We start from the raw sequence: 20335 nt of genomic DNA on the forward strand, positions 1-20335 counted from the left end.
GCAGGGGCACCACGACCACCGGCTTGGCGAGAGGGCGACCAGAGCTCATGAAGGATGTGCTGTACGTCGACGGCGGGACCCCGCTGGACGGGACGATCACCGTGCGCGGCGCGAAGAACTTCGTGTCGAAGGCGATGGTGGCGTCGTTGCTGGGGGAGTCGCCGAGCGTGCTGCGCAACGTGCCGCAGATCCGCGACGTCGGCGTCGTGACGGGGCTGCTGGAGCTGCACGGCGTGACCGTGAAGTCCGACCCGGACGCGGGGATCCTCGACCTGGACCCGTCGAACGTCGAGTCGGCGCACGTCGCGGACATCGACGCGCACGCGGGCTCGAGCCGCATCCCCATCCTGTTCTGCGGCCCGCTGCTGCACCGTCTCGGTGAGGCGTTCATCCCGGACCTGGGCGGCTGCCGGATCGGCGACCGGCCGATCAACTACCACCTGGACATCCTGCGCCAGTTCGGCGCGGTGGTGGACAAGCGGGAGAACGGCATCCACATCCGTGCCCCGCGTCGCCTCCAGGGCACGAAGATCGCGCTGCCGTACCCGTCGGTGGGCGCGACCGAGCAGCTCCTGCTGACGGCCGTGCGCGCCGAGGGCATCACGGAGCTGGCGAACGCCGCGATCGAGCCCGAGATCATGGACCTCATCGCGGTGCTCCAGAAGATGGGCGCGATCATCTCGGTCGACACCGACCGCGTGATCCGCATCGAGGGCGTCGACCGCCTCGACGGCTACACGCACACCGCGCTCGGCGACCGCATCGAGGCGGCCTCGTGGGCGTCGGCCGCGCTCGCGACGGGCGGCGACATCACGGTCAAGGGCGCGACGCAGCCCGAGATGATGATGTTCCTCAACACCTTCCGCAAGGTCGGCGGCCGGTTCGACGTCCAGGACGACGGCATCCGGTTCTGGCACCCGGGCGGCGACCTGTCGCCGATCGTGCTCGAGACGGACGTGCACCCGGGCTTCATGACGGACTGGCAGCAGCCGCTCGTCGTGGCCCTCACCCAGGCCAAGGGCCTGTCGATCGTGCACGAGACGGTCTACGAGAACCGCTTCGGCTTCACGGACGCGCTGCGCGGCATGGGCGCGACCATCCAGGTCTACAAGGAGTGCCTGGGCGGGCGCGACTGCCGGTTCGGGCAGCGCAACTTCCACCACTCCGCGGTCATCTCGGGCCCGACGCCGCTCACCGCGGCCGACATCGAGGTGCCCGACCTGCGCGGCGGCTTCTCCCACCTCATCGCCGCGCTCGCCGCGAAGGGCACGTCGACCGTGCGCGGCATCAGCCTCATCGACCGCGGCTACGAGAACTTCCAGGACAAGCTGGTCGCGCTCGGCGCGGACGTCCGTCGGGACTGAGCCGTCCACGGGTGCCCGGGGCACCCACCTCATGACGACTGTCACGGCCTCGCACGTGGTCCGCGTGCGAGGCTGGTCGTCGTGATCACCCGACCGCGCACGTTCCTCGACGTGTGGAGCCGTCGGACCGGCCCCGAACGGTTCGACTCCTACACCCGATGGTCGCTCTACTTCCTCTCGGGGACCGAGCCGTTCATCGCGCTCGCCCTCATCGGGAGCGACCGGACGTTCGACCCGTCGGTGGCGCGGTTCTGGCTGGCGCTCGTCCTCGTGCACACGGTCGTCTGCATCCTCACGCTGCGCGCCGGGATCGGGCACTTCCTCGGCGGACGCCGCGTCCACCCGGTGCTGCTCGTCCTCCTCGGGGTCCTCTCGCTCGCGGTCGCCGCGCTCGCCGTCGGCACGTTCCCCGTGGACGGCGCCGACGACGTCGCCGCGAGCGGCCGCTACTACGCGATGCTCCTGGGCCTCGGGTACGGGGTGCTGGCGCTCGTCCCCCTGCTCACCTTCCGGCGGGTCGCGCTCGTCGCGCTGGTCCTCGCCGTCGTCACCGGGTGCTCCGTGTGGATGGGCACCGGGCCCGTGACGGCGCGGACGGCGGGCATGGCGGTAGGCCTCGGCCTCTCGGTCCTGGTCATGCTGCTCGGCGTCTTCGGCTCGTACCGCGCCTCGGTCTGGATGCTCAGCGTCGTGTGGGAGCAGGAGCGCACGCGCGTGCTCCACGCCCGCCTCGCCGTCGCGGAGGAGCGGCTGCGGTTCTCGCGCGACCTGCACGACGTCTTCGGGCGCACCCTGTCCGTCGTCGCCGTGAAGAGCGAGCTCGCGGCGGAGCTCGCGGCCCGCGGACGCCCCGGAGCCGAGGAGCAGATGCTCGAGGTCCGCCGCATCGCGCAGGACGCGCTGCGCGAGGTGCGCGCCGTCGTCGCGGGCTACCGCACGGCCGACCTCGGCGCCGAGCTGGCCGGGGCGCGGTCCGTCCTGCGGTCCGCCGGGATCGAGACGACCGTGCACGGCGACGAGACCCCCGTGGGCGAGGACGCGCAGGAGGCGCTCGCGTGGGCGGTCCGGGAGGCCGTGACGAACGTCGTGCGGCACTCGACCGCGCGCACCTGCACCATCACGGTCCACCGCGACGGGGCGTCGAGCGTCGTGGAGGTCGTCAACGACGGCGTCCCGACGACGCCGCGCACCGGCGGCGGGTCGGGCCTCGTCGGGCTCCGTGAACGCCTGGAGGGCGCCGGCGGTCGCCTCGAGACGTGGGTCGACGACGGGCGGTTCGGGCTCGTGGCCCGCGTGCCCGACGCCGCCCGTCCCCACCGCACGTCCCCGTCCCCGCTCCCCGAGAGGACCACCCCGGCGTGATCCGCATCCTCCTCGCCGACGACGAGAACCTCATCCGCGACGCCGTCGCGTCGCTCCTCGCGCTCGAGGACGACCTCGAGGTCGTGGCGCAGGCGGCGTCCGGCCCCGAGGCCGTCGCGGCCGCGCTCAAGCTCCGGCCCGACGTCGCCGTGCTCGACCTCCAGATGCCGGGCCTCGACGGCGTCGAGGTCGCGCAGCGGCTCGCCGGCGAGCTGCCGTCGTGCGGCGTCGTCATCGTCACGAGCCACGGGCGCCCGGGCTACCTCAAGCGCGCGCTCGAGGCGGGCGCGCGGGGCTTCCTGCCGAAGACCGTCTCGGCGCGCGTCCTCGCGGACGTCGTGCGCCAGGTGCGCGACGGCGGCCGCTACGTGGACCCGGAGCTCGCCGCGGAGGCGATCGCCGCGGGCGCGAGCCCGCTCACGCCGCGGGAGGCCGACGTGCTCGAGCTCGCGGCCGACGGCGCCCCCGTCGAGGAGATCGCGACGCGCGCCCACCTCGCGCCCGGCACGGTGCGCAACTACCTCTCGTCCGCGGCGGCCAAGCTGGGCGCCGCGAACCGGCACGAGGCCGCGCACGCCGCGCGGCGGCACGGCTGGATCTGAGGGCGGGCTCCGCCCGGTAGGCTCGGTGACCGTGCCGAGCCAGCCCCAGACCCCGCGCGCGTACAAGACCCTGGCGTTCCTGCTGCGCCCGATCCTGTTCGCGATCACCCGACGTGACTGGCAGGGTGCGGAGAACCTGCCCGACGGCGGGTTCATCGCCGCTGCCAACCACGTCACCGAGGTCGACCCGGTGACGCTCGCACACTTCCTCTACGACCAGGGCCGCGCCCCCAAGATCACGGCGAAGGCGTCGCTCTGGAAGGTGCCCGTGCTCGGCGGCCTCCTCACCCGCACCGGGATGATCCCCGTGCACCGCGGCACCGCGGGCGCCGCGCAGTCGCTCGTCGACTCCACCGCGCGGCTCGACGAGGGCGAGTGCGTCGTGTTCTTCCCCGAGGGCACGCTCACGCGTGACCCGGACGGCTGGCCCATGGTGGGCAAGACGGGCGTCGCGCGCCTCGCGCTCACGAGCCGGGCGCCCGTCGTCCCCATCGCCCAGTGGGGCGCGCACCGGCTCCTCGCGCCGTACGGCAAGGTGTTCAAGCCGATCCCGCCCAAGCAGGTCGCGGTCCACGCCGGGCCGCCCGTCGACCTCTCCGACCTCTACGACCGCCCGCAGGACACCGCGACGCTGCGCGAGGCGACCGAGCGCATCATGGCCGCGATCACGAGCCAGCTCGAGGAGATCCGCGGCGAGCAGGCTCCCGCCGAACGGTTCGACCTGCGCCGTCGGCCCGGGACGGAGGACCGCGCGTGAGCGCCGAGCGCATCGTCGCCGCCGTCCTCGGGTCCGGCAGCTGGGGCACCACGTTCGCCGCCGTCCTGGCCGACGCCGGGTGCGAGGTGCGTCTCTGGGGCCGTGACGCCGAGGTCGCCGAGCAGGTGAACACCTCGCGCCGCAACGAGAAGCGGCTGCCGGGCATCGACCTCCCCGCGGGGATCCGCGCCACGACCGACGCGGCCGAGGCGCTCGCAGGCGCCGGGCTCGTCGTCGTCGCGGTGCCCTCCCAGGTCGCGCGCGAGACGCTCACCGAGCTCCGCCCGCACGTGGCGCCCGACGCCGTCGCGGTGTCCCTCATGAAGGGCGTCGAGCTGAGCACCGACCGGCGCATGAGCGAGGTCGTCGCGGAGTCGCTCGGCATGGCGCCCGAGCGCGTCGCCGTGGTCTCGGGGCCGAACCTCGCGCGGGAGATCGCGCACCGGCAGCCGACGGCGACCGTCGTGTCGTGCGCCGACGACGACGTGGCCCGCTACGTGGCGCGCGCGTGCTCGTCGTCGTACTTCCGCCCGTACACCAACCGGGACGTGGTCGGCGTCGAGCTGTGCGGCGCGGTGAAGAACGTCATCGCGCTCGCCGTGGGGATCGCCCAGGGCCGCGGGTTCGGCTACAACACGACCGCCACCGTCATCACGCGCGGCCTGGTCGAGATCACGCGCCTCGGGCTCGCGCTCGGGGCGGACGCCGAGACGTTCCCCGGGCTCGCGGGCATGGGCGACCTCGTCGCGACGTGCTCGTCGCCGCTCTCGCGCAACCACACGCTCGGCAAGCACATCGGCCAGGGCCTGAGCCTCGACGACGCGATCGCCGCGACCGGCGGCACGGCGGAGGGCGTGAAGTCGTGCCGCTCGGTGCTCGAGCTCGCGCGCAAGGTCGGTGTCGACATGCCCATCACGGCCGGGGTCGTCGCGGTGCTCCACGAGGGCATGCCCGTCGACGAGATGGCGCGCGGCCTGCTCTCCCGGCCGCAGAAGGCCGAGGGCGTCTCGGCGGAGCGCTGAGGCCCTCGGCCTCCGGGCGGGCCGTCAGCCGTCGTCGCGGACGTCGACGACGACGCGGGTCGGGTCCTCGAGCGAGAACACCCGGAACGGGCGCTGCTCGTCGTCGACCCCGACGAACGCCTGCGTGTACCCCTCGAACACGCCGCGCAGCAGGACCTCCTCGACCTCGCCGTCGTCCCCGGCCCGGACGGGGTTGGGGCCCGCGTACTCCTCGACCCCGGTGTCCATGGGGTACCCCGAGCCGGAGATCATGACCTGCAGGTAGGCGTCGCCGTCGACGGCGACGACGTCACCCTTGCCGTCGTCCGTCGGCTGGTCCACGTACTCGACCCGCCACCCGGGCGTCCCCGTGCCGCCGAGCTCGAAGACGACCCGGTCGAACCCGTCGTGGTGCCCGACCCGGACGTCCGTCACCGTGAGCGCGGCGTCCGCGGACGGGTCCTGCGTGTCCGGCTCGGTGTTCGCGGGGAACGGCAGCGGTGCCTCCGTCGCGTCGTCCGACGGCGTGGACGCGCCGTCGGACGGCTCGGCGCCGGGCTCCGGGGTGGTGCTCGGGGAGTCGGTGGGGCTGGGCGACGCGCTCGTCGCGGTGCTCGACGGCGAGGGCGACTCGTCCGACTCGCCCGGGCTGCACGCCGCGAGGGCGAGGACGAGGACCGCGCCGGCGACGGCGGCCGGTCCTCCGGGCACCGCGCGGCCCGTCGGTCGTGCCTGCCGCGTCCGCACCGCTCGTCGTGTCGTCATGCCGTCGATCCTAGAAAGCCCAGGTCACGCGCGCGCGGCGGGCGGGCCACGGTCCGGCGACGGTCGTGTCACGGCCCGGTCTCGGGGACCGTGCACCCTGTCCTGACGAGGTGGCTGCCGCTACCCTCGGGGGATGCTGCAGGGGATCGGTGGTGCGTCCTTCGCGGTCGCGCTCACGGGACTGGTCGTCGTGGGGATCGTCCGCTTCACCTCCGGTGCGGAGGCGCGTGCCCGGCGCTCCGAGGGCGCGGGCGAGAGCGCGTCGTCCGGCATGTTCGGCGAGATCGTCGAGATCTTCCAGCCGAGCCGGACGCACCTCACCGAGGAGAAGGAACGTCAGCGGCTCGACATCGTGCAGCGTCCGGCGGAGGGCCGACCGTTCGACGTCGACCTGGACGGCGGGGTCTTCTACGTCCCCCGGGAGCAGTCCCGCCGCGACTCCCCGGCACCTGACCCGACGCGGGCTAGGGTGCGGTGACCCACAGGTGGTGGTGCGCGGGCCGTGGCGGCCTGCGCGGAGAGGATCCAGGGCGTGCGTGACGAGCATCTGTTCGGTATCCGCCTGCACCCGGTGGCAGCGAGGACCGACCTCGACCCCGGGGCCCGCGAGATCGGCGTCGTCCACGACGGAGAGCTTCTGGTCGTGGAGCACGAGGACGGGTCGACCTGGGTGCGGGACGTCGCGACGGGCGACTCGTCCCCCCTCAACCGCGACCGCGCGGCGACCGAGGGGTTCCTGGAGGCGTTCGCGGAGTACCTGAGCTCCGGACGGCCCGCCCCCGGACCGACGACGATGACGGCCGAGCAGGCCGCGGAGCGTCTGCGTGCCTTCCGTGCGGGGGAGATCCGCCCGCCCTCCCGTCCGTCCGGGCGCAGGGCTCCCTCGCACCGGGCACGGCTGCGGACGCTCCGCACGAGGCTGCGGGCCATCGACCGCGCCGCGACCGGGCCGGGCTCCTGGTGGAGCGGTCCCCTCGAGGAGGCGGAGAACGACCTGCTCTGAGGGGTCGCAGCGTGCGGTGCGGAGCCGGACCGACGCACCCGCCGCCGCGGCACCGCGCGGCCGGGCGGTGGCGCGCGTCAGCCGACCGCGCTGCGCAGCGCCCGGTCCAGGTCGCGCCAGAGGTCCTCGACGTCCTCGACGCCCACCGAGAGCCGCAGCAGGTCCTCCGGGACCGTGCGCGACTCGGTCGCGAACCGGCGTCGGCGCTCGAGGCTCGACTCGACGCCCCCGAGGCTCGTCGCGGGTACCCACAGCCGGACCGCCGCGACGACGGCGTCCGCGCCCGCCGCACCACCCCGCGGGCGCACGCCGAGGATCGAGCCGTACCCGGTCATGAGGCGCGTCGCGCGCTCGTGACCCGGGTCGTCGGGCAGGCTCGGGTGCCGCACCTCGACGACGTCGGGGTGCTCGGCGAGCCGGCGCGCGAGCTCCGCCGCGTTCTGCTGGGACCGCTCGACGCGCAGGGCGAGCGTGCGCAGGCCGCGCAGCGCGAGCCACACCTCGAACGGCCCGGGGATCGAGCCGTGGAGCGTGCGGTAGGCACGCAGCGCCGTCGTGAGCTCCGGCGTGCGCGCGACGGCCGCCCCCAGCACGACGTCGGAGTGCCCGGCGAGGTACTTCGTCACCGAGTGCACGACGACGTCCGCGCCGTGCGCGAGGGGCTGCTGGCCGAGCGGGGTCGCGAACGTGTTGTCGACCGCGGACAGGACCCCGCGCTCGCGCGCCGCCGCGAGGAGGGCGGGAAGGTCGGCGACCTCGAGCATGGGGTTCGTCGGGGACTCGACGAGGAGGAGCGACGCGCCGTCGAGGGCCGCGACGACCTGGTCGGTGTCGGCGACGTCGACGCGCACGACCTCGACGCCGGCCCGTGCCGCGAGGTCGTCCGCGAAGCCGAGCGATACCTGGTAGGCGTGGCGCGGCAGCACGACCTTCCCGCCCGCGGGCACGGCCGAGAACACCGCGGCGATCGCCGCCATCCCGGAGCCGAACACCACGCCGGGGTGCTCCGCGCCCTCGAGCGCGGCGAGCGCCTCCTCGAAGGGGTGCCACGTCTCGGTGTCCATCCGCGTGTACAGGAGCTCGCCCGGCTGCTGGACGCCCTGCGACACGTACGTCGAGGACAGCACGATCGGGGGGTTCACGGGCGCGCCCTGCGACCGCTCGGGGCGTCCCGCGGCGACGGCGACGGTCGCGGGGGACAGGGCGTCGGGGACGTGCGGGTCGCTCATGGCGGCAGCGTACGCCCGGCCGCCCGACGAGTGCCCCGGCCGACCACCCCCTGGCCGGGCGACCAGGCGATCACGGTCGGCCGAGCAGGCCGTCCTGGCTCGTCCTGCGGCCGGGACGAGCCAGGACCACCTGCTCGGCGGCCGGTGGTCCGTCAGGGGAGGGGGCCCAGGAGCGACTGCGCGACGGTCGAGTGGGCGGACTCGTCGTCGGACGGGTGGAAGATCCCGGCGAGGACGTCGCGGTAGAGACGGCCGAGCTCGTTGCCGGCGAAGTAGCTCGAGCCGCCCGCGACCCGCACCATCTGGTCGACGACGGTCTTGGCCGTCTCCGTCGCGCGCACCTTGAGCCCTGCGGTCGCGCGGAACCAGCCCGCGCCGCGGTCGACGAGGGCGTCGAGCTCGGCCGCGACGGTGTCGATCTGCGGCCAGACGGCGTCGAGCGCGAGCGCGGCGTCGGCGAGGCGCCAGCGGACGTCCGGGTCCTCGGAGAGCGGCGCGCCGTCGTTCTTCATCGACGTCCGACGGCGGGCCGCGGCGACGCCGAGCTCGAGCGCACGGTCCGCGATGCCCGTGTACACCGACGCGAGCAGCGTCTCGAACGTCGTGAAGATCCCGACGACGAGGGGGTCCAGCGTCGGGCCTGGCGGCAGCCGCCGGACGACGTGCTCGACGGGGGCGAACGCGCCGTCGAGCACCGTGGAGCGCGACTGCGACGCGCGCATGCCCATCGTGTCCCAGTCGTCGAGCACCTGGACCCCGGCGTCGCGCGACACGAACGCGTGCACGAGGCGCGGGGCGTCGCGCGACTGGGTGTCGAGCCCCAGCACGCCGAGCCGCGTCCACGCGGGCGAGTTCGACGTGAAGATCTTGCGGCCGTGGAACGTGTACCCGCCCCGCTCGTCCGGGCGGGCCTCGGTGCGCGAGCCGAGCAGCACGAGGTCGTTGCCGCCCTCGGAGTACCCGAACCCGAAGACGCCCCCGCGGACGGCGTCCTCGAGCAGCCAGTCGAGCGACGCGTCGCCGCGCAGGTGGAGGTAGCGCGCGACGCCCGTCCACACGTGGTGCATGTTCACGGCGAGCGCCGTCGCGGGGGCGGCACCCGCGAGCCGCGCCTGCTCGTGCGCGACCTCGCGCAGGGTGAGGCCCGCGCCGCCGAACGACTCCGGCACGAGCGCGCGCAGGTACCCGGCCTCGGTGAGCGCCGCGAGGTCCTCGGTGAAGAACGCGTTGTCGCGGTCGTAGCCCGCGGCCCGGCCGCGGATCTGCTCCAGCAGCTCGTCGGAGAGCAGCGTGCGCGGCGTGGGGAACGGGGCGGGTGACGGGACGGGCGTGGGCATGGCCTGCCTTCGGTCTCGGGACGGACGGTGGAGGGGTGGACGGGGAGGGGCCCCGGCGACGTGCGTCGCCGGGGCCCCTCCACCGTACGGCGGCCGGTGGCCGGCCGTCAGCCCACGAGGACGGGCACCGGGTCCTCCGGGTGGGGGAGGATGCGGCGCAGGACGTCCGCGAGCGTCACGACGCCGACGAACCGCTCGCCGTCCATGACGACCGCGAGCTGCTCGCTCGACTCGCGCATGCGCGCGAGCGCGGCGTGCACCGTGGTGCCGGACTCCAGGACGAACCCGGGGCGCGCGAGCTCCTTGGCGAGCCGGTCGTCCGGCTCGAGGAGCGTGTCGCGCACGTGCACGACCTTCGGGACCACGCTCCCGTTCTGGACGAGGATGCGCAGGTGGCCCGAGCGGGCCGACGCGCGTCGCACGTCGGCCGCGGTCGCGTCGGCGGGGACCGACGTGGGCCGGCTCCCGGCCGGCACGAGCGCGTCGACCGTGAGGGTCTCGAGCTCGATCACGCCCGAGATCTGCGCCCGGTATGACGCCTCGAGCGCGCCGACGTTCGCCGAGTGCTCGACCAGGTGCCGCAGGGTCGCGGCGTCCTGCCCGCCACCCTCGACGTTCTCCACCGGCTCGACGCCCACGGCCCGCACGCAGCGGTTCGCGAGCTCGTTGAGCCAGCGCAGGAGCGGGCGGAACGCCCACATGAACCCGCGCATCGGCAGCGCGAGGAGCGTGGCAGACCGCTCGGGGTGGGCGATGGCCCACGACTTCGGTGCCATCTCGCCGACGACGAGGTGCAGGAACGTCACGACGATCAGCGCGAGCACGAAGCCCGCGACGTCGGCGGCCCACAGGGGCGCGCCCCACGTCTCGAAGACGGGCGTGAGCCAGTGGTGGACGGCGGGCTTGGTGATGGCACCGAGCGCGAGCGTGCACGCGGTGATGCCGAGCTGGGCGCCGGCCATGAGGAGCGTGAGCTCGTTCGAGCTGCGCAGCGCGGCGCGCGCGGCGCGGCTCGTGGGGGCGGCGTCCTCGAGGCGGTGCCTCTTGGCGCCGAGGAGCGCGAACTCCACGGCGACGAAGAACGCGCTGAGCGCGATGATCGCGACGGTCGCCGTGACGACGACCCAGGGGTTGCTCATCGGGTCTCCTCCGCGGCGTCGGTCGGGTGCGCAACCTCGCGCGCGGTCGGGTGCACGACGACGTCGACGGGGACGTCGCCCCGCCGCTCGACGAGCCGGACGCGCACGAGACGCGGCACGTGCCGCTCGACCGACAGGACGTCGACGAGGAGGGCGCGGTGCACCGGCTCGTCGTGCACGAGGTCGGCCGGGTCGTCCGGCAGCGGCACCTCGATCTGGTCGCCCGCGCGCGGCAGGGCGCCGTGCTGGGCGATGAGGAGCCCGGAGACCGTCTCGTGGTCGCCGCGGGGCAGGTCGTGCCCGAGGGCGCGCTCCGCCTCGTCGACGTGGACGTCGCCGCCCATGACCCACACGCCGTCCTCCTCGGCCGTGACCGTGGCGGGCTGCTCGGGGTCGTGCTCGTCGGTGATCTCGCCGACGAGCTCCTCGGCGAGGTCCTCGACGGTCAGCACGCCGGTGAAGCCGCCGTACTCGTCGATGACGCACGCGAGCTGGTTGCGCGTGGAGTTGAGCTGCGCGAGGGCGTCCGGGAGCGTCATGGCCGTCGGCAGCACCACGGCCTGGCGCATGAGCGCCGTGACGGGGGCGTCCGCGGGCAGGTCGGTCGCGAGGACGTCGGCGAGCTGGACGACGCCGAGCGGCTGGTCCGTGTCGTCGACCACCGGGTAGCGCGTGTGGGCGCGGGCCATGAGCTCTCGCACCTCGGCGACGGTCGCCTCGGGCCGCACGGTTCCCACGCGCGAGCGCGGGATCATCGCGTGCTCGACGTCGCGCTGCGGGAAGTCCAGCACGCGGTCGAGGAGCACGGACAACTCGTCGGTCAGGTTCCCGCTCTCGCGCGAGTCGGCCACGATGTGCTCGAGGTCGCGCGCGGTCGCGGTGTTGTCGACGTCGTGGACGGGCTCGATCCTGAGCATCCGCAGCAGCGCGTTGGACGCCTTGTCGAACACCGCGATGAGCCAGCCGAACACCGTGAGGTACGCCGACGTCGAGCGTGCCAGACCCTTCGCGAGCGGCTCGGGCCGCGCGATGGCGAGGTTCTTGGGGAACAGCTCGCCGAAGAGCATCTGGATGATCGTCGACAGCACGAGCGCCAGGACGGTGCCCACCGCGACGCCGACACCCGTCGGGACGCCGACGCCGCCGAGCATGGTGCCGAGCGACTGCCCGATGAGGGGCTCGGCCACGTAGCCGACGAGCAGGCCCGTCACCGTGATGCCGAGCTGCGCGCCGGACAGGACGAAGGAGGTGCGCCGGGTCACGGCGAGCGCGCGCCGGGCCGACTCGTCGCCGGCCTCCGCCTTGGCCCCCAGCCGGGAGCGGTCGACGGTCATGTAGGCGAACTCCTGCGCGACGAAGTAGGCCGTCGCCGCCGTGATCGCGAGGACCACGAGGAGCCCGAGGAGGAGGGAGAGGAAGGTCGTCATCGTGCCCGCACCGCCCTGCGGTCGACGGGGACGCGTGGGTGCGTCCGCTCGCTGCCGGGGCCGGTGCGGCCGGGACTATGGTCGGGGTCGTCGGCCGCGGGGGCCTCGAGAGTCGTGTCTTCCACGGCACTCCCAACGCCGGAGCCTCCCGGATCGTTCCCGGGATCTCGCGGGGATGCTCGCCGGGATCTCGCACCGGCGCGCGTCCGCGCGCGAGCAGGCGTCCGGTAGGGTCGTCCGCGATGTCCAGCCAGAGCCCCGACCGGTCCGTGCCGTCCACCGACGAGCACCCCACCGGCGCCCCCCGCAAGCCCCGCGTCCTCGTGCTGTTCGGCGGGCGCTCGGGCGAGCACGCCATCTCCGCCGCGACCGCCGCGGGCGTCCTGCGCGCCATCGACCGGACGCGCTACGACGTCGTCCCGGTCGGGATCACGCCGTCGGGCGAGTGGGTCCTCGCGGCCGACGAGCCGTCGCGCTGGGAGATCACGGCAGGCCGGCTGCCGCAGGTCGAGCCGACGGGCGAGGAGGTCATCCTCCCGCTGTCGACCGGGCGCCGGGACCTGCGCGTGCTCACACCCGGCGAGGTGCCGCGCGTGCTCGGCGAGGTGGACGTCGTCTTCCCGCTCCTGCACGGCCCCTACGGCGAGGACGGCACCCTCCAGGGCATGCTCGAGCTCTCCGACGTGCGCTACGTGGGCGCGGGCGTCCTCGCCTCGGCGGTCGGCATGGACAAGCACTTCATGAAGCTCGTGCTCGCGGGCGAGGGCCTGCCGATCGCGCCGTACACCGTCGTCAAGCCGGGAGCGTTCGAGCGCGACCCGGAGACGGTGACGCAGGCGGTGGCCGCGCTCGGCCTGCCCGTCTTCGTCAAGCCCGCGCGCGCCGGGTCGAGCCTCGGCATCTCCAAGGTCGACGACCTCGCCGACCTGCCCGCGGCGATCGCGGCGGCGCAGGAGCACGACCCGAAGGTCGTCGTCGAGGCGGGCGTCGTCGGTCGCGAGATCGAGTGCGCCGTCCTCGGCGGGCGCGGTGGAGCGCGGCCGCGCGCGTCCCTGCCGGGGGAGATCGTCGTCACGGGCGAGCAGCACGACTTCTACGACTTCGAGGCCAAGTACCTCGACGAGGCCGGGGTGGAGCTGTCGTGCCCGGCGGACCTCCCGGAGCACCTCGTCGAGCGCGTGCGCGAGATCGCCGTGCGCACGTTCGAGGCGGTCGGCGCGGAGGGCCTCTCGCGCGTCGACGTGTTCGTCACGCCCGACGAGCGGGTCGTCGTCAACGAGATCAACACCATGCCGGGCTTCACGCCGTTCTCGATGTACCCCCGCATGTGGGAGAAGTCGGGGCTCAGCTACCCCGACCTCATCGACGAGCTCGTCGCGCTCGCGCTCGAGCGGCCCACCGGCCTGCGCTGACCGCGCGGGCGACGGGCCGGGGGCGGCCCCGGGACGGGCACCGGCTCAGCCGACGTCGCCCACCCCGACGCACGCGCGCGTCTGCGGGACCTCCATGACCGCGCGGCCCAGGTCCGCGATGAACGACGTCGAGTGTCCCTCCGTCACGGCGGGCGGGACGACGACCTGTACAGCGGGGTCGCGCCCGTAGGTGGTGAACGTCCACGTGCCCTCGTCCTCGACGACGAGCCAGTCGACGCTGCCCCCCTCGGACACGACGCTCTGGCACGCCGTGGTCGTGGGCCCGGGCACCTCGACGCCGCACCGCAGCGTCACCGCGGCGCCCGGCTCGCCCCAGGCGGCCGTGGCCTGGCTCGTCGTGCCGACCTTCGGCAGGTCCTCGCCCAGCGAGTCAGGCAGCGCGAGCACGACGTCCGCGCACAGCGGGTTCTGGGCGTCGTCCGCCACGGGGACGCCGATGCGCGGCGCGCACGCGGCGGTCGCGGCCACGACGCCCAGGAGCGCGGGGACGGCCAGGGCGCGGACGAGCCGGCGCCGGGACGGCCGGGACGACCCGGGGCGGGCGGAGGGGGAGCGGGGAGGGACGACGTCGAGCACGCGACCACCGTAGCGGCCCGCGACGGGTGCCCGTGACCGCCCGGGCGGCGACTAGGGTGGCCGCGTGAGCGAGACGCCCCTGCTGGTCCGCGACGTGCCCGAGGAGGCGCTCCTCGCCCGGATCTTTCCCCTGCTGCCCACGGCCCCCTCGACGCTCGTCGGGCCGGGGGACGACTGCGCGGTCGTCGCCGCGCCCGACGGCCGCTACGTCGTGTCCACCGACGTCCTCGTCGAGGACCGGCACTTCCGCCGGCGCTGGTCGACGGGCTACGACGTCGGCCGCCGCGCCGCCGTGCAGAACCTCGCCGACGTCGTGTCCATGGGCGCGCGCCCCGCGGCGCTCGTCGTCTCGCTCGTCATGCCGGGCGACCTGCCGGTCGACTGGGTCACCGGGTTCGCGCGCGGGCTGGCCGACGCGTGCACCCCGCTCGGTGCCGCGGTCGTGGGCGGCGACCTGTCCGGAGGGGACCAGGTCGTGGTCGCCGTGACCGTCCACGGGGACCTGGAGGGTCGCGAGCCTGTGCTGCGGGGCGGGGCCCGGGCGGGTGACGTCGTCGCGCTCGCGGGGACGCTCGGGCGGTCCGCCGCGGGTCTCGCGCTGCTCGACGCCGGTCGCGCGGACGTCGACGACGCGCTCGTCGCCGCCTACCTGCGTCCCGACCCGCCGCTCGCCGCGGGCCCGGTCGCGGCCGACGCCGGGGCCACGGCGATGATGGACGTCTCGGACGGCCTGCTGCGGGACGCGGGGCGGGTCGCGCGGGCCAGCGGCGTCGTCGTGGACCTGGACCCGGGCGCGCTCGACGCCGACCGTGCCCGGCTGCGGGACGCGGGCGCCGCGCTCGCGGGCGAGGGCGACGGGGCGGAGCTCGTCGACGGGTGGGTCCTGTCCGGGGGAGAGGACCACGGTCTGCTCGCCACGTTCCCCGCGGCGGCACCGCTCCCGGCCGGGTTCCGGCGGCTCGGCACGGTGCGTCCCGCGGGCGACGACGGCGCGGGCGTGCGCCTGGACGGCGCGGTGCCGCGCCCGTCGTCGGGGTGGGACCACTTCCGCGCCTGAGCGCGGGCGTCAGCTCCGGCGGCGGTAGCGGACGGCGGTGAGGTCCTTGCCGCCGATGTCGTCGCGGCGCTCGACCCCGTCGGGGCTGAACCCGTGCCGACGGTAGAACCGGCGCGCGCGCTCGGCGTCCTCGAGGACCCAGAGCGTGACGGTGGTGCCGGGGCCCACCTCGCCGAGCATGGTGCGCATGAGGTCGCGCGCGACGCCGCGGCCCCAGGACTCGGGGTCGAGGTAGATGGCGTAGATCTCGAGGTCCCCGGGCTCGGCGTCCTCGTCGCGACCGGGGCCGAGGGTGGCGAAGCCGATGGTGCGGCCGTCGGCGTCGGCGAGCCAGGTGCGCGCCCCGGCGGTGCCGAGGCTCTGGACCCAGTGCTTCTCACGCTGGTCGTGGTCGAGCGAGGCGAGGTACTCGTCCGGCACGATGCCGGCGTACGCGCCGCGCCACGACGCGATGTGCACGGCCGCGATGGCGCGCGCGTCCGCGGGGCCGGCCGGGCGGATCGTTACCTCGCTCAGTTCCGTCACCATGGACAAAGACTGCCACCCGGGCGGGGATACACCAAGCCCGTTTGTCCGGATCCTCAGGAGAACTTCGGAGCTCGGGCGTCCGGAGGCACAGACGACGAGAGCGCCCGCCGGGGACCGGCGGGCGCTCTCGTGGAGGAGTCGCGCGACTCAGGCGGGGCGGGTGACCTTGCCGGCCTTGAGGCACGAGGTGCACACGTTGAGGCGCTTGGGCGTCCCCGCGACCACGGCGCGCACGCGCTGGATGTTCGGGTTCCAGCGGCGCTTCGTGCGGATGTGGGAGTGCGAGATGCTGTGCCCGAAGCCCGGGCCCTTGCCGCAGACGTCGCAGTTGGCAGCCACGGTTTCTCCTGATCGTCGTGCACGTCGCGCACGCAGCGGCGACGTCCTGAATGGTCTGTAGGGTGTCCGGCCCGGTGTCCCTCGGCGGCTCCTCGACGACGTCGAGGGCGCGCGAAGCACCCGGGCAACCTCGTCAGGGTAGCCGATCCGATGCCCTCAGCTCAAACCGGGTCCGCGTCGCGCGGATCACGCCGGACCCGGGGCGGCTCGCCCCACGACCGGGGGCCGCGTTGACTACCGTGGTCCCGACGACCGCCGGGTCGTCCGACCCGTCGCGCGCGGCCGGGCCGTCCCCCAGCGTACGAGGAGCCGTCCCGACGTGAGCCCCGGAGCCGACGTGGTCGACGCCGCCGTCGTCGTCGCGTGGGGTCGTGGCGGTGTCCACGCCCTCGCCCAGGCGCGTGCGTCGCTCGACCGCGTGAACGTATTCCCCGTGGCCGACGCGGACACCGGCACGAACATGTACCTCACGCTGCTCGACGCCGTGCGGGCGCTGCCCGCGGGCACGGCGGACGCCGCGGGCCCAGCGGGCGGGGCGGGCGACGTGCTCGTGCGTCTCGCGCGCGGGGCGCTCGTCGGGGCGCGAGGCAACTCCGGCGTCATCCTCAGCGAGTACCTGCGCGGGCTCGCGCTCGAGCTCGCCGAGCACCGGACGGTCTCGGGGGCGGCGCTCGCCGTCGGCCTGGACCGCGCCGCGCGCACGGCGCGGGGTGCCGTCGCGCGCCCGGCGCCGGGCACGATCCTCACCGCGGCGGACGCGGCGGCCCGCGCGGCCGCGGACGTGGTCACGGACGGCGACCCCTCGCCCGGTGCCGTCGCCGCGGCGGCGCGGGACGGCGCCCGTGCCGCGGCGCTGCGCAGCACCGACGAGCTCGACGCGCTGGCACGGGCGCAGGTGCTCGACGCCGGGGCCCTCGGCCTCGTGCTCGTGCTCGGCGCGCTCGTCGCGGCGCTCGACGAGCGGACCGGCGGACCGGACCGCACGCAGATCGACGAGCCGGGCCGCGGGACCGTCGACGCGCGCCTCGACGAGCCCGGCGCGGCGCCGGAGACCCCCGCGCCGGTCGTGTCGGAGGTGCTGGGCATGATGTCCGGCATGGCGCCGGTCACCGGGTCGTCCGCGGGGGCGGCGTCGGGGACCGAGGCCGCGCACGAGGGGGGCGAGTTCGAGGTGATGTACGTGGTCGACCTGCCGGGCGGTGCCCTCGGCGACGCCGTGGGCGCGTCGACGGGACCGGGGGAGCGGCTGCGGTCCGACCTGTCCCGGATCGGGGACTCCGTGGTGGTCGTCGGCGGCGCGGGCGAGGACGGGTCGGGGCTGTGGCAGGCGCACGTCCACACCGACGACCCGATGGCGGCGGTCGTGGCCGGACGGGCGGTGCTCGCCGACGCCCAGGGCCGCGCGTCGCGGGAGGGAGCGGGGGCGCTCGTCGCGCTGCGGCAGGTCCGCGTGCGCCACCTGCCGGGGGCGCACGGGCACGGCCACCTTCCGGAAGCGGCGGGCATCACGGCGGACGGCGGCCCGTCGGACGAGCCGGGGCTCGTCGCCGTGACCAGCGCACCGGGGCTCGTCGCGGACCTCGCGCGCGCGGGCGCCGTCGTGCTCCTGCGCGACGAGCCCGGTGCGCCCGACCTCGCGGCGCTGCACCGCGTCGCCGTCGACGCGCGCGCGGCGCACGTCGTCGTGCTGCCCGGCGGCCACCTTCCCGAGCGGGACGTCGCGACGCTCCGCGCGGCCCTGCGCGAGGACGGCGTCGAGTCGCTCGAGGTGCTCGCGGCGCCGACGGACCTGCACGTGACGGTCGCGCTCGCCGCCGCCCAGCTGGTCGACGGCCCCGGGCGGGTGGACGCCGTGCGGTCCGCGCTCGCCACGGTGCGGACGTCCCGGGCGTCGGCGGCCGGGACGGACGACCCCGAGGCCGCGCGCCGGCTCGTCGGGCTGCTGGAGGGCCTGCTCGAGCGTCCCGCCGAGGTCGTCACGGTCCTCGCGGACGACGACGTCCCCCTCCCGGCGCTCGACGCGCTCGCCCCCGCGGCCGCCCGCGCCGGGGCCGAGCTCGTGCTCCTGCGCTCGGGCCGGGACGGCGGCACGATCGCGCTCGCCGCGGAGGGCGCCGTCGTCCACCACGGCACGGACGAGGCGGTGGGCGCATGACGGACCGGCTGGCCGAGCCGCTGACCCGCGCCGTCGGGACGCGCAGCGCGGGGCCGCTCGCGAAGCTCGGCCTCGAGACCGTGGGCGACCTGCTGCGCCACTACCCGCGCCGCTACGGCGACCCCGGCCGTCTCACGGACCTCGGCGGGCTCGCCCTCGGCGAGCACGTGACGATCGTCGCCCAGGTCCGCAGCGCGACCGTCCGACGCATGCGCAACCGCGCGGGCGCCATCCTCGAGGCGATCGTGACGGACGGCCCGCAGCAGCTCTCCCTCACGTTCTTCGCCAAGAGCCCCAACGTGCTGCGCTACCACGAGCAGCGGCTCGCGCCGGGTCGGCACGGCCTGTTCACGGGCGTCGTCGGCCTCTACCGGGGCACGCGCCAGCTCACGCACCCCGACTACAAGATCATCGGCATGGACGACGACGCCGAGGACGCCGAGAGCGCCGTCCTCGAGGCGAGCAGGCCGATCCCCATCTACCCCGCGAGCGGGAGCATCCCGAGCTGGAAGATCCAGCCCGCCGTGCGGACCGTCCTCGACCCGCTGCGCGAGGAGGACGTCCCCGACCCGCTGCCCGACGCCGTCCGCGAGCGGCGCGGGCTCGGGACCCGGCTCGAGGCGCTGCGCGACGTCCACGAGCCGTACGACGAGAAGCAGTGGCGCCGCGGTCGCGACCGGCTGCGGTACGAGGAGGCGTTCGTCCTCCAGGCCGCGCTCGCGCAGCGGCGTGCCCGGGCCGCCGCCGAGCCCGCGACCGCACGCCCGCCCCGGCCGGAGGGCGAGCCGGGCATCCTCGCGGACTTCGACGCGGCGCTGCCGTTCACGCTCACGCAGGGACAGCGCGAGGTGGGCCGGGAGATCGCCGACGACCTCGCGCTCGCGCGCCCCATGCAGCGGCTCCTCCAGGGCGAGGTCGGCTCCGGCAAGACCGTCGTCGCGCTGCGCGCGATGCTCCAGGTGATCGACGCCGGCGGCCAGGCGGCGCTCCTCGCGCCCACCGAGGTGCTCGCCGCGCAGCACGCCCGGACCCTGCGGGCGCTCCTCGGGCCGCTCGCCGAGGGCGGGTTCCTCGGGGGCGCCGAGCACGGGACGCGCGTCGCGCTCCTCACCGGCTCGCTCGGCGCCGCGGCGCGCAAGGAGGCCCTGCTCGACGCCGCGAGCGGCGCGGCGGGGATCGTCGTGGGCACGCACGCGCTGCTCTCCGAGAACGTGCAGTTCGCCGACCTCGGGCTCGTGGTCGTCGACGAGCAGCACCGGTTCGGCGTCGAGCAGCGCGACGCGCTGCGGGCGAAGGCGCGCACCTCCCCGCACCTGCTGGTCATGACGGCGACGCCGATCCCGCGCACCGTCGCGATGACCGTGTTCGGCGACCTCGAGACGTCGTCGCTCACGGAGATCCCCGCCGGGCGGTCGGGCATCACGACGCACGTCGTGCCCGCCGGGAACCCGACCTGGATGGAGCGGACGTGGGCGCGCGTGCGCGAGGAGGTCGACGCCGGGCACCGTGCGTACGTGGTGTGCGCCCGCATCCACCCGGACGAGCCGGACGCCGACGCGGGCGCGACGGGGGACGACGACTTCGACGACGTCCCGGACTTCCTGCTCGACCCCGAGGCGCCCGACGCCGTCGAGCGGGCGCCGTTGCGCGCCGTGCTGGAGGTCGCGGAGGAGCTGCGCGCCCACCCGCGGCTCGCCGGGCTGACGGTCGGCGTGCTGCACGGCCAGATGCCGCCGGCCGAGAAGGACGCGGTGATGGCCGACTTCGCGTCGGGGGCGGTCCAGGTGCTCGTCTCCACGACGGTCGTCGAGGTCGGCGTCGACGTCCCGGAGGCCACGGCGATGGTCGTGCTCGACGCGGACCGGTTCGGCATCTCCCAGCTCCACCAGCTCCGCGGGCGCGTCGGGCGCGGGTCGGCCGCCGGGCTGTGCCTGCTCGTGTCCACCGCGCAGCCGGGCACGCCCGCCGCGACGCGCGTCGAGACGCTCGCGCGCACGACGGACGGGTTCGAGCTCGCCACCGTCGACCTCGAGCTGCGCAGCGAGGGCGACGTCCTGGGCGCCGCCCAGTCCGGGCGCGCGAGCTCCCTGCGGCTCCTGCGCGTCGTCAAGGACGCGGACGTCATCGAGACCGCGCGGGCGGACGCGGCGGAGGTCGTCGCGCAGGACCCGGAGCTCGCGGACCACCCGGCGCTCGCCGCCGCGATCCGCGAGCAGCTCGACCCCGAGCGCGAGGAGTTCCTCGAGCGTGCGTGACGGCGG

Annotated in this window: 19 protein-coding genes; 11 read left to right on the forward strand and 8 right to left on the reverse strand. The window is 75.4% G+C overall.

All coding sequences use genetic code 11. The annotated features are described in order from the left end of the window. The first annotated feature begins 47 nt into the window (after positions 1–47). The 5 genes from murA to ACI769_RS07955 all read left to right on the forward strand — a co-directional run bounded on the left by murA (position 48) and on the right by ACI769_RS07955 (position 5107). A complete protein-coding gene (murA, locus tag ACI769_RS07935) occupies positions 48–1364 on the forward strand; it encodes a UDP-N-acetylglucosamine 1-carboxyvinyltransferase (RefSeq protein ID WP_021481138.1) in 1317 nt (438 codons plus the stop codon). Positions 1365–1445: 81 nt separating this feature from the next. Continuing rightward, positions 1446–2726 (forward strand): sensor histidine kinase, encoded by a 1281-nt coding sequence (locus ACI769_RS07940; protein WP_085387643.1) that lies wholly within the window; start codon positions 1446–1448, stop codon positions 2724–2726. Continuing rightward, positions 2723–3328: a response regulator transcription factor gene (locus tag ACI769_RS07945; protein WP_061266816.1), complete on the forward strand. Its 606-nt coding sequence runs from the start codon at positions 2723–2725 to the stop codon at positions 3326–3328. The genes ACI769_RS07940 and ACI769_RS07945 overlap by 4 nt, the downstream gene beginning before the upstream one ends. 31 nt (positions 3329–3359) lie before the next feature. Further along, positions 3360–4085 (forward strand): 1-acyl-sn-glycerol-3-phosphate acyltransferase, encoded by a 726-nt coding sequence (locus ACI769_RS07950; RefSeq protein ID WP_031316293.1) that lies wholly within the window; start codon positions 3360–3362, stop codon positions 4083–4085. After that, positions 4082–5107, forward strand: coding sequence for an NAD(P)H-dependent glycerol-3-phosphate dehydrogenase (locus tag ACI769_RS07955; protein WP_232322535.1), 1026 nt, complete (start codon positions 4082–4084; stop codon positions 5105–5107). The genes ACI769_RS07950 and ACI769_RS07955 overlap by 4 nt, the downstream gene beginning before the upstream one ends. A gap of 24 nt (positions 5108–5131) precedes the next feature. Here the strand turns inward: ACI769_RS07955 and ACI769_RS07960 are convergent, their stop codons facing one another. Continuing rightward, a complete protein-coding gene (locus tag ACI769_RS07960) occupies positions 5132–5851 on the reverse strand; it encodes a hypothetical protein (RefSeq protein WP_232322536.1) in 720 nt (239 codons plus the stop codon). A 133-nt stretch (positions 5852–5984) separates the two neighbouring features. Here ACI769_RS07960 and ACI769_RS07965 point away from each other — a divergent pair, with 133 nt between their 5' ends. Together ACI769_RS07965 and ACI769_RS07970 are read left to right on the forward strand one after the other, a co-directional pair. After that, positions 5985–6329 carry a DUF6191 domain-containing protein gene (locus tag ACI769_RS07965; protein WP_009863042.1) on the forward strand — a complete coding sequence of 115 codons (345 nt, stop codon included), beginning with the start codon at positions 5985–5987 and terminating at the stop codon, positions 6327–6329. A gap of 54 nt (positions 6330–6383) precedes the next feature. Then, positions 6384–6854, forward strand: coding sequence for a hypothetical protein (locus ACI769_RS07970; protein ID WP_409141448.1), 471 nt, complete (start codon positions 6384–6386; stop codon positions 6852–6854). Positions 6855–6931: 77 nt separating this feature from the next. On the opposite strand, the gene ACI769_RS07975 is transcribed toward ACI769_RS07970, so the two are convergent. The 4 genes from ACI769_RS07975 to ACI769_RS07990 all read right to left on the reverse strand — a co-directional run bounded on the left by ACI769_RS07975 (position 6932) and on the right by ACI769_RS07990 (position 11986). Further along, positions 6932–8083 (reverse strand): trans-sulfuration enzyme family protein, encoded by a 1152-nt coding sequence (locus ACI769_RS07975; RefSeq protein WP_409141449.1) that lies wholly within the window; start codon positions 8081–8083, stop codon positions 6932–6934. 152 nt (positions 8084–8235) lie between these two features. After that, entirely contained in the window at positions 8236–9420 is a 1185-nt protein-coding gene (locus ACI769_RS07980) for an acyl-CoA dehydrogenase family protein (RefSeq protein ID WP_051028164.1), read from the reverse strand. Positions 9421–9527: 107 nt separating this feature from the next. Beyond that, positions 9528–10559 carry a hemolysin family protein gene (locus ACI769_RS07985; RefSeq protein WP_043654869.1) on the reverse strand — a complete coding sequence of 344 codons (1032 nt, stop codon included), beginning with the start codon at positions 10557–10559 and terminating at the stop codon, positions 9528–9530. After that, positions 10556–11986, reverse strand: a complete 1431-nt coding sequence (locus ACI769_RS07990; RefSeq protein ID WP_081600013.1) for a hemolysin family protein — start codon at positions 11984–11986, stop codon at positions 10556–10558. The genes ACI769_RS07985 and ACI769_RS07990 overlap by 4 nt, the downstream gene beginning before the upstream one ends. 242 nt (positions 11987–12228) lie before the next feature. On the opposite strand from ACI769_RS07990, the gene ACI769_RS07995 reads away from it, so the two are divergent. After that, positions 12229–13398, forward strand: coding sequence for a D-alanine--D-alanine ligase family protein (locus tag ACI769_RS07995; protein ID WP_085387647.1), 1170 nt, complete (start codon positions 12229–12231; stop codon positions 13396–13398). A gap of 45 nt (positions 13399–13443) precedes the next feature. Here the strand turns inward: ACI769_RS07995 and ACI769_RS08000 are convergent, their stop codons facing one another. Continuing rightward, positions 13444–13995: a DUF3515 family protein gene (locus ACI769_RS08000; RefSeq protein WP_232322537.1), complete on the reverse strand. Its 552-nt coding sequence runs from the start codon at positions 13993–13995 to the stop codon at positions 13444–13446. Between the two features lie 64 nt (positions 13996–14059). Between ACI769_RS08000 and ACI769_RS08005 the strand changes: the two genes are divergently transcribed. Further along, positions 14060–15052, forward strand: coding sequence for a thiamine-phosphate kinase (locus ACI769_RS08005; protein WP_085387648.1), 993 nt, complete (start codon positions 14060–14062; stop codon positions 15050–15052). Between the two features lie 9 nt (positions 15053–15061). Here ACI769_RS08005 and ACI769_RS08010 read toward each other — a convergent pair whose 3' ends face one another. Both ACI769_RS08010 and rpmB read right to left on the reverse strand, forming a co-directional pair. Then, on the reverse strand, positions 15062–15580 hold the full coding sequence (locus ACI769_RS08010; protein WP_043654863.1) for a GNAT family N-acetyltransferase: 519 nt from the start codon (positions 15578–15580) through the stop codon (positions 15062–15064). Between the two features lie 147 nt (positions 15581–15727). Then, positions 15728–15919: a 50S ribosomal protein L28 gene (gene rpmB, locus ACI769_RS08015; RefSeq protein ID WP_024840757.1), complete on the reverse strand. Its 192-nt coding sequence runs from the start codon at positions 15917–15919 to the stop codon at positions 15728–15730. 319 nt (positions 15920–16238) lie between these two features. Between rpmB and ACI769_RS08020 the strand changes: the two genes are divergently transcribed. Together ACI769_RS08020 and recG are read left to right on the forward strand one after the other, a co-directional pair. After that, positions 16239–18074 carry a DAK2 domain-containing protein gene (locus ACI769_RS08020; RefSeq protein WP_157446612.1) on the forward strand — a complete coding sequence of 612 codons (1836 nt, stop codon included), beginning with the start codon at positions 16239–16241 and terminating at the stop codon, positions 18072–18074. Then, entirely contained in the window at positions 18071–20329 is a 2259-nt protein-coding gene (gene recG / locus ACI769_RS08025) for an ATP-dependent DNA helicase RecG (RefSeq protein WP_085387650.1), read from the forward strand. The genes ACI769_RS08020 and recG overlap by 4 nt, the downstream gene beginning before the upstream one ends. Positions 20330–20335: the final 6 nt, after the last annotated feature.

Source organism: Cellulosimicrobium sp. RS (genome assembly GCF_046159675.1).
Lineage (GTDB): Bacteria > Actinomycetota > Actinomycetes > Actinomycetales > Cellulomonadaceae > Cellulosimicrobium > Cellulosimicrobium funkei.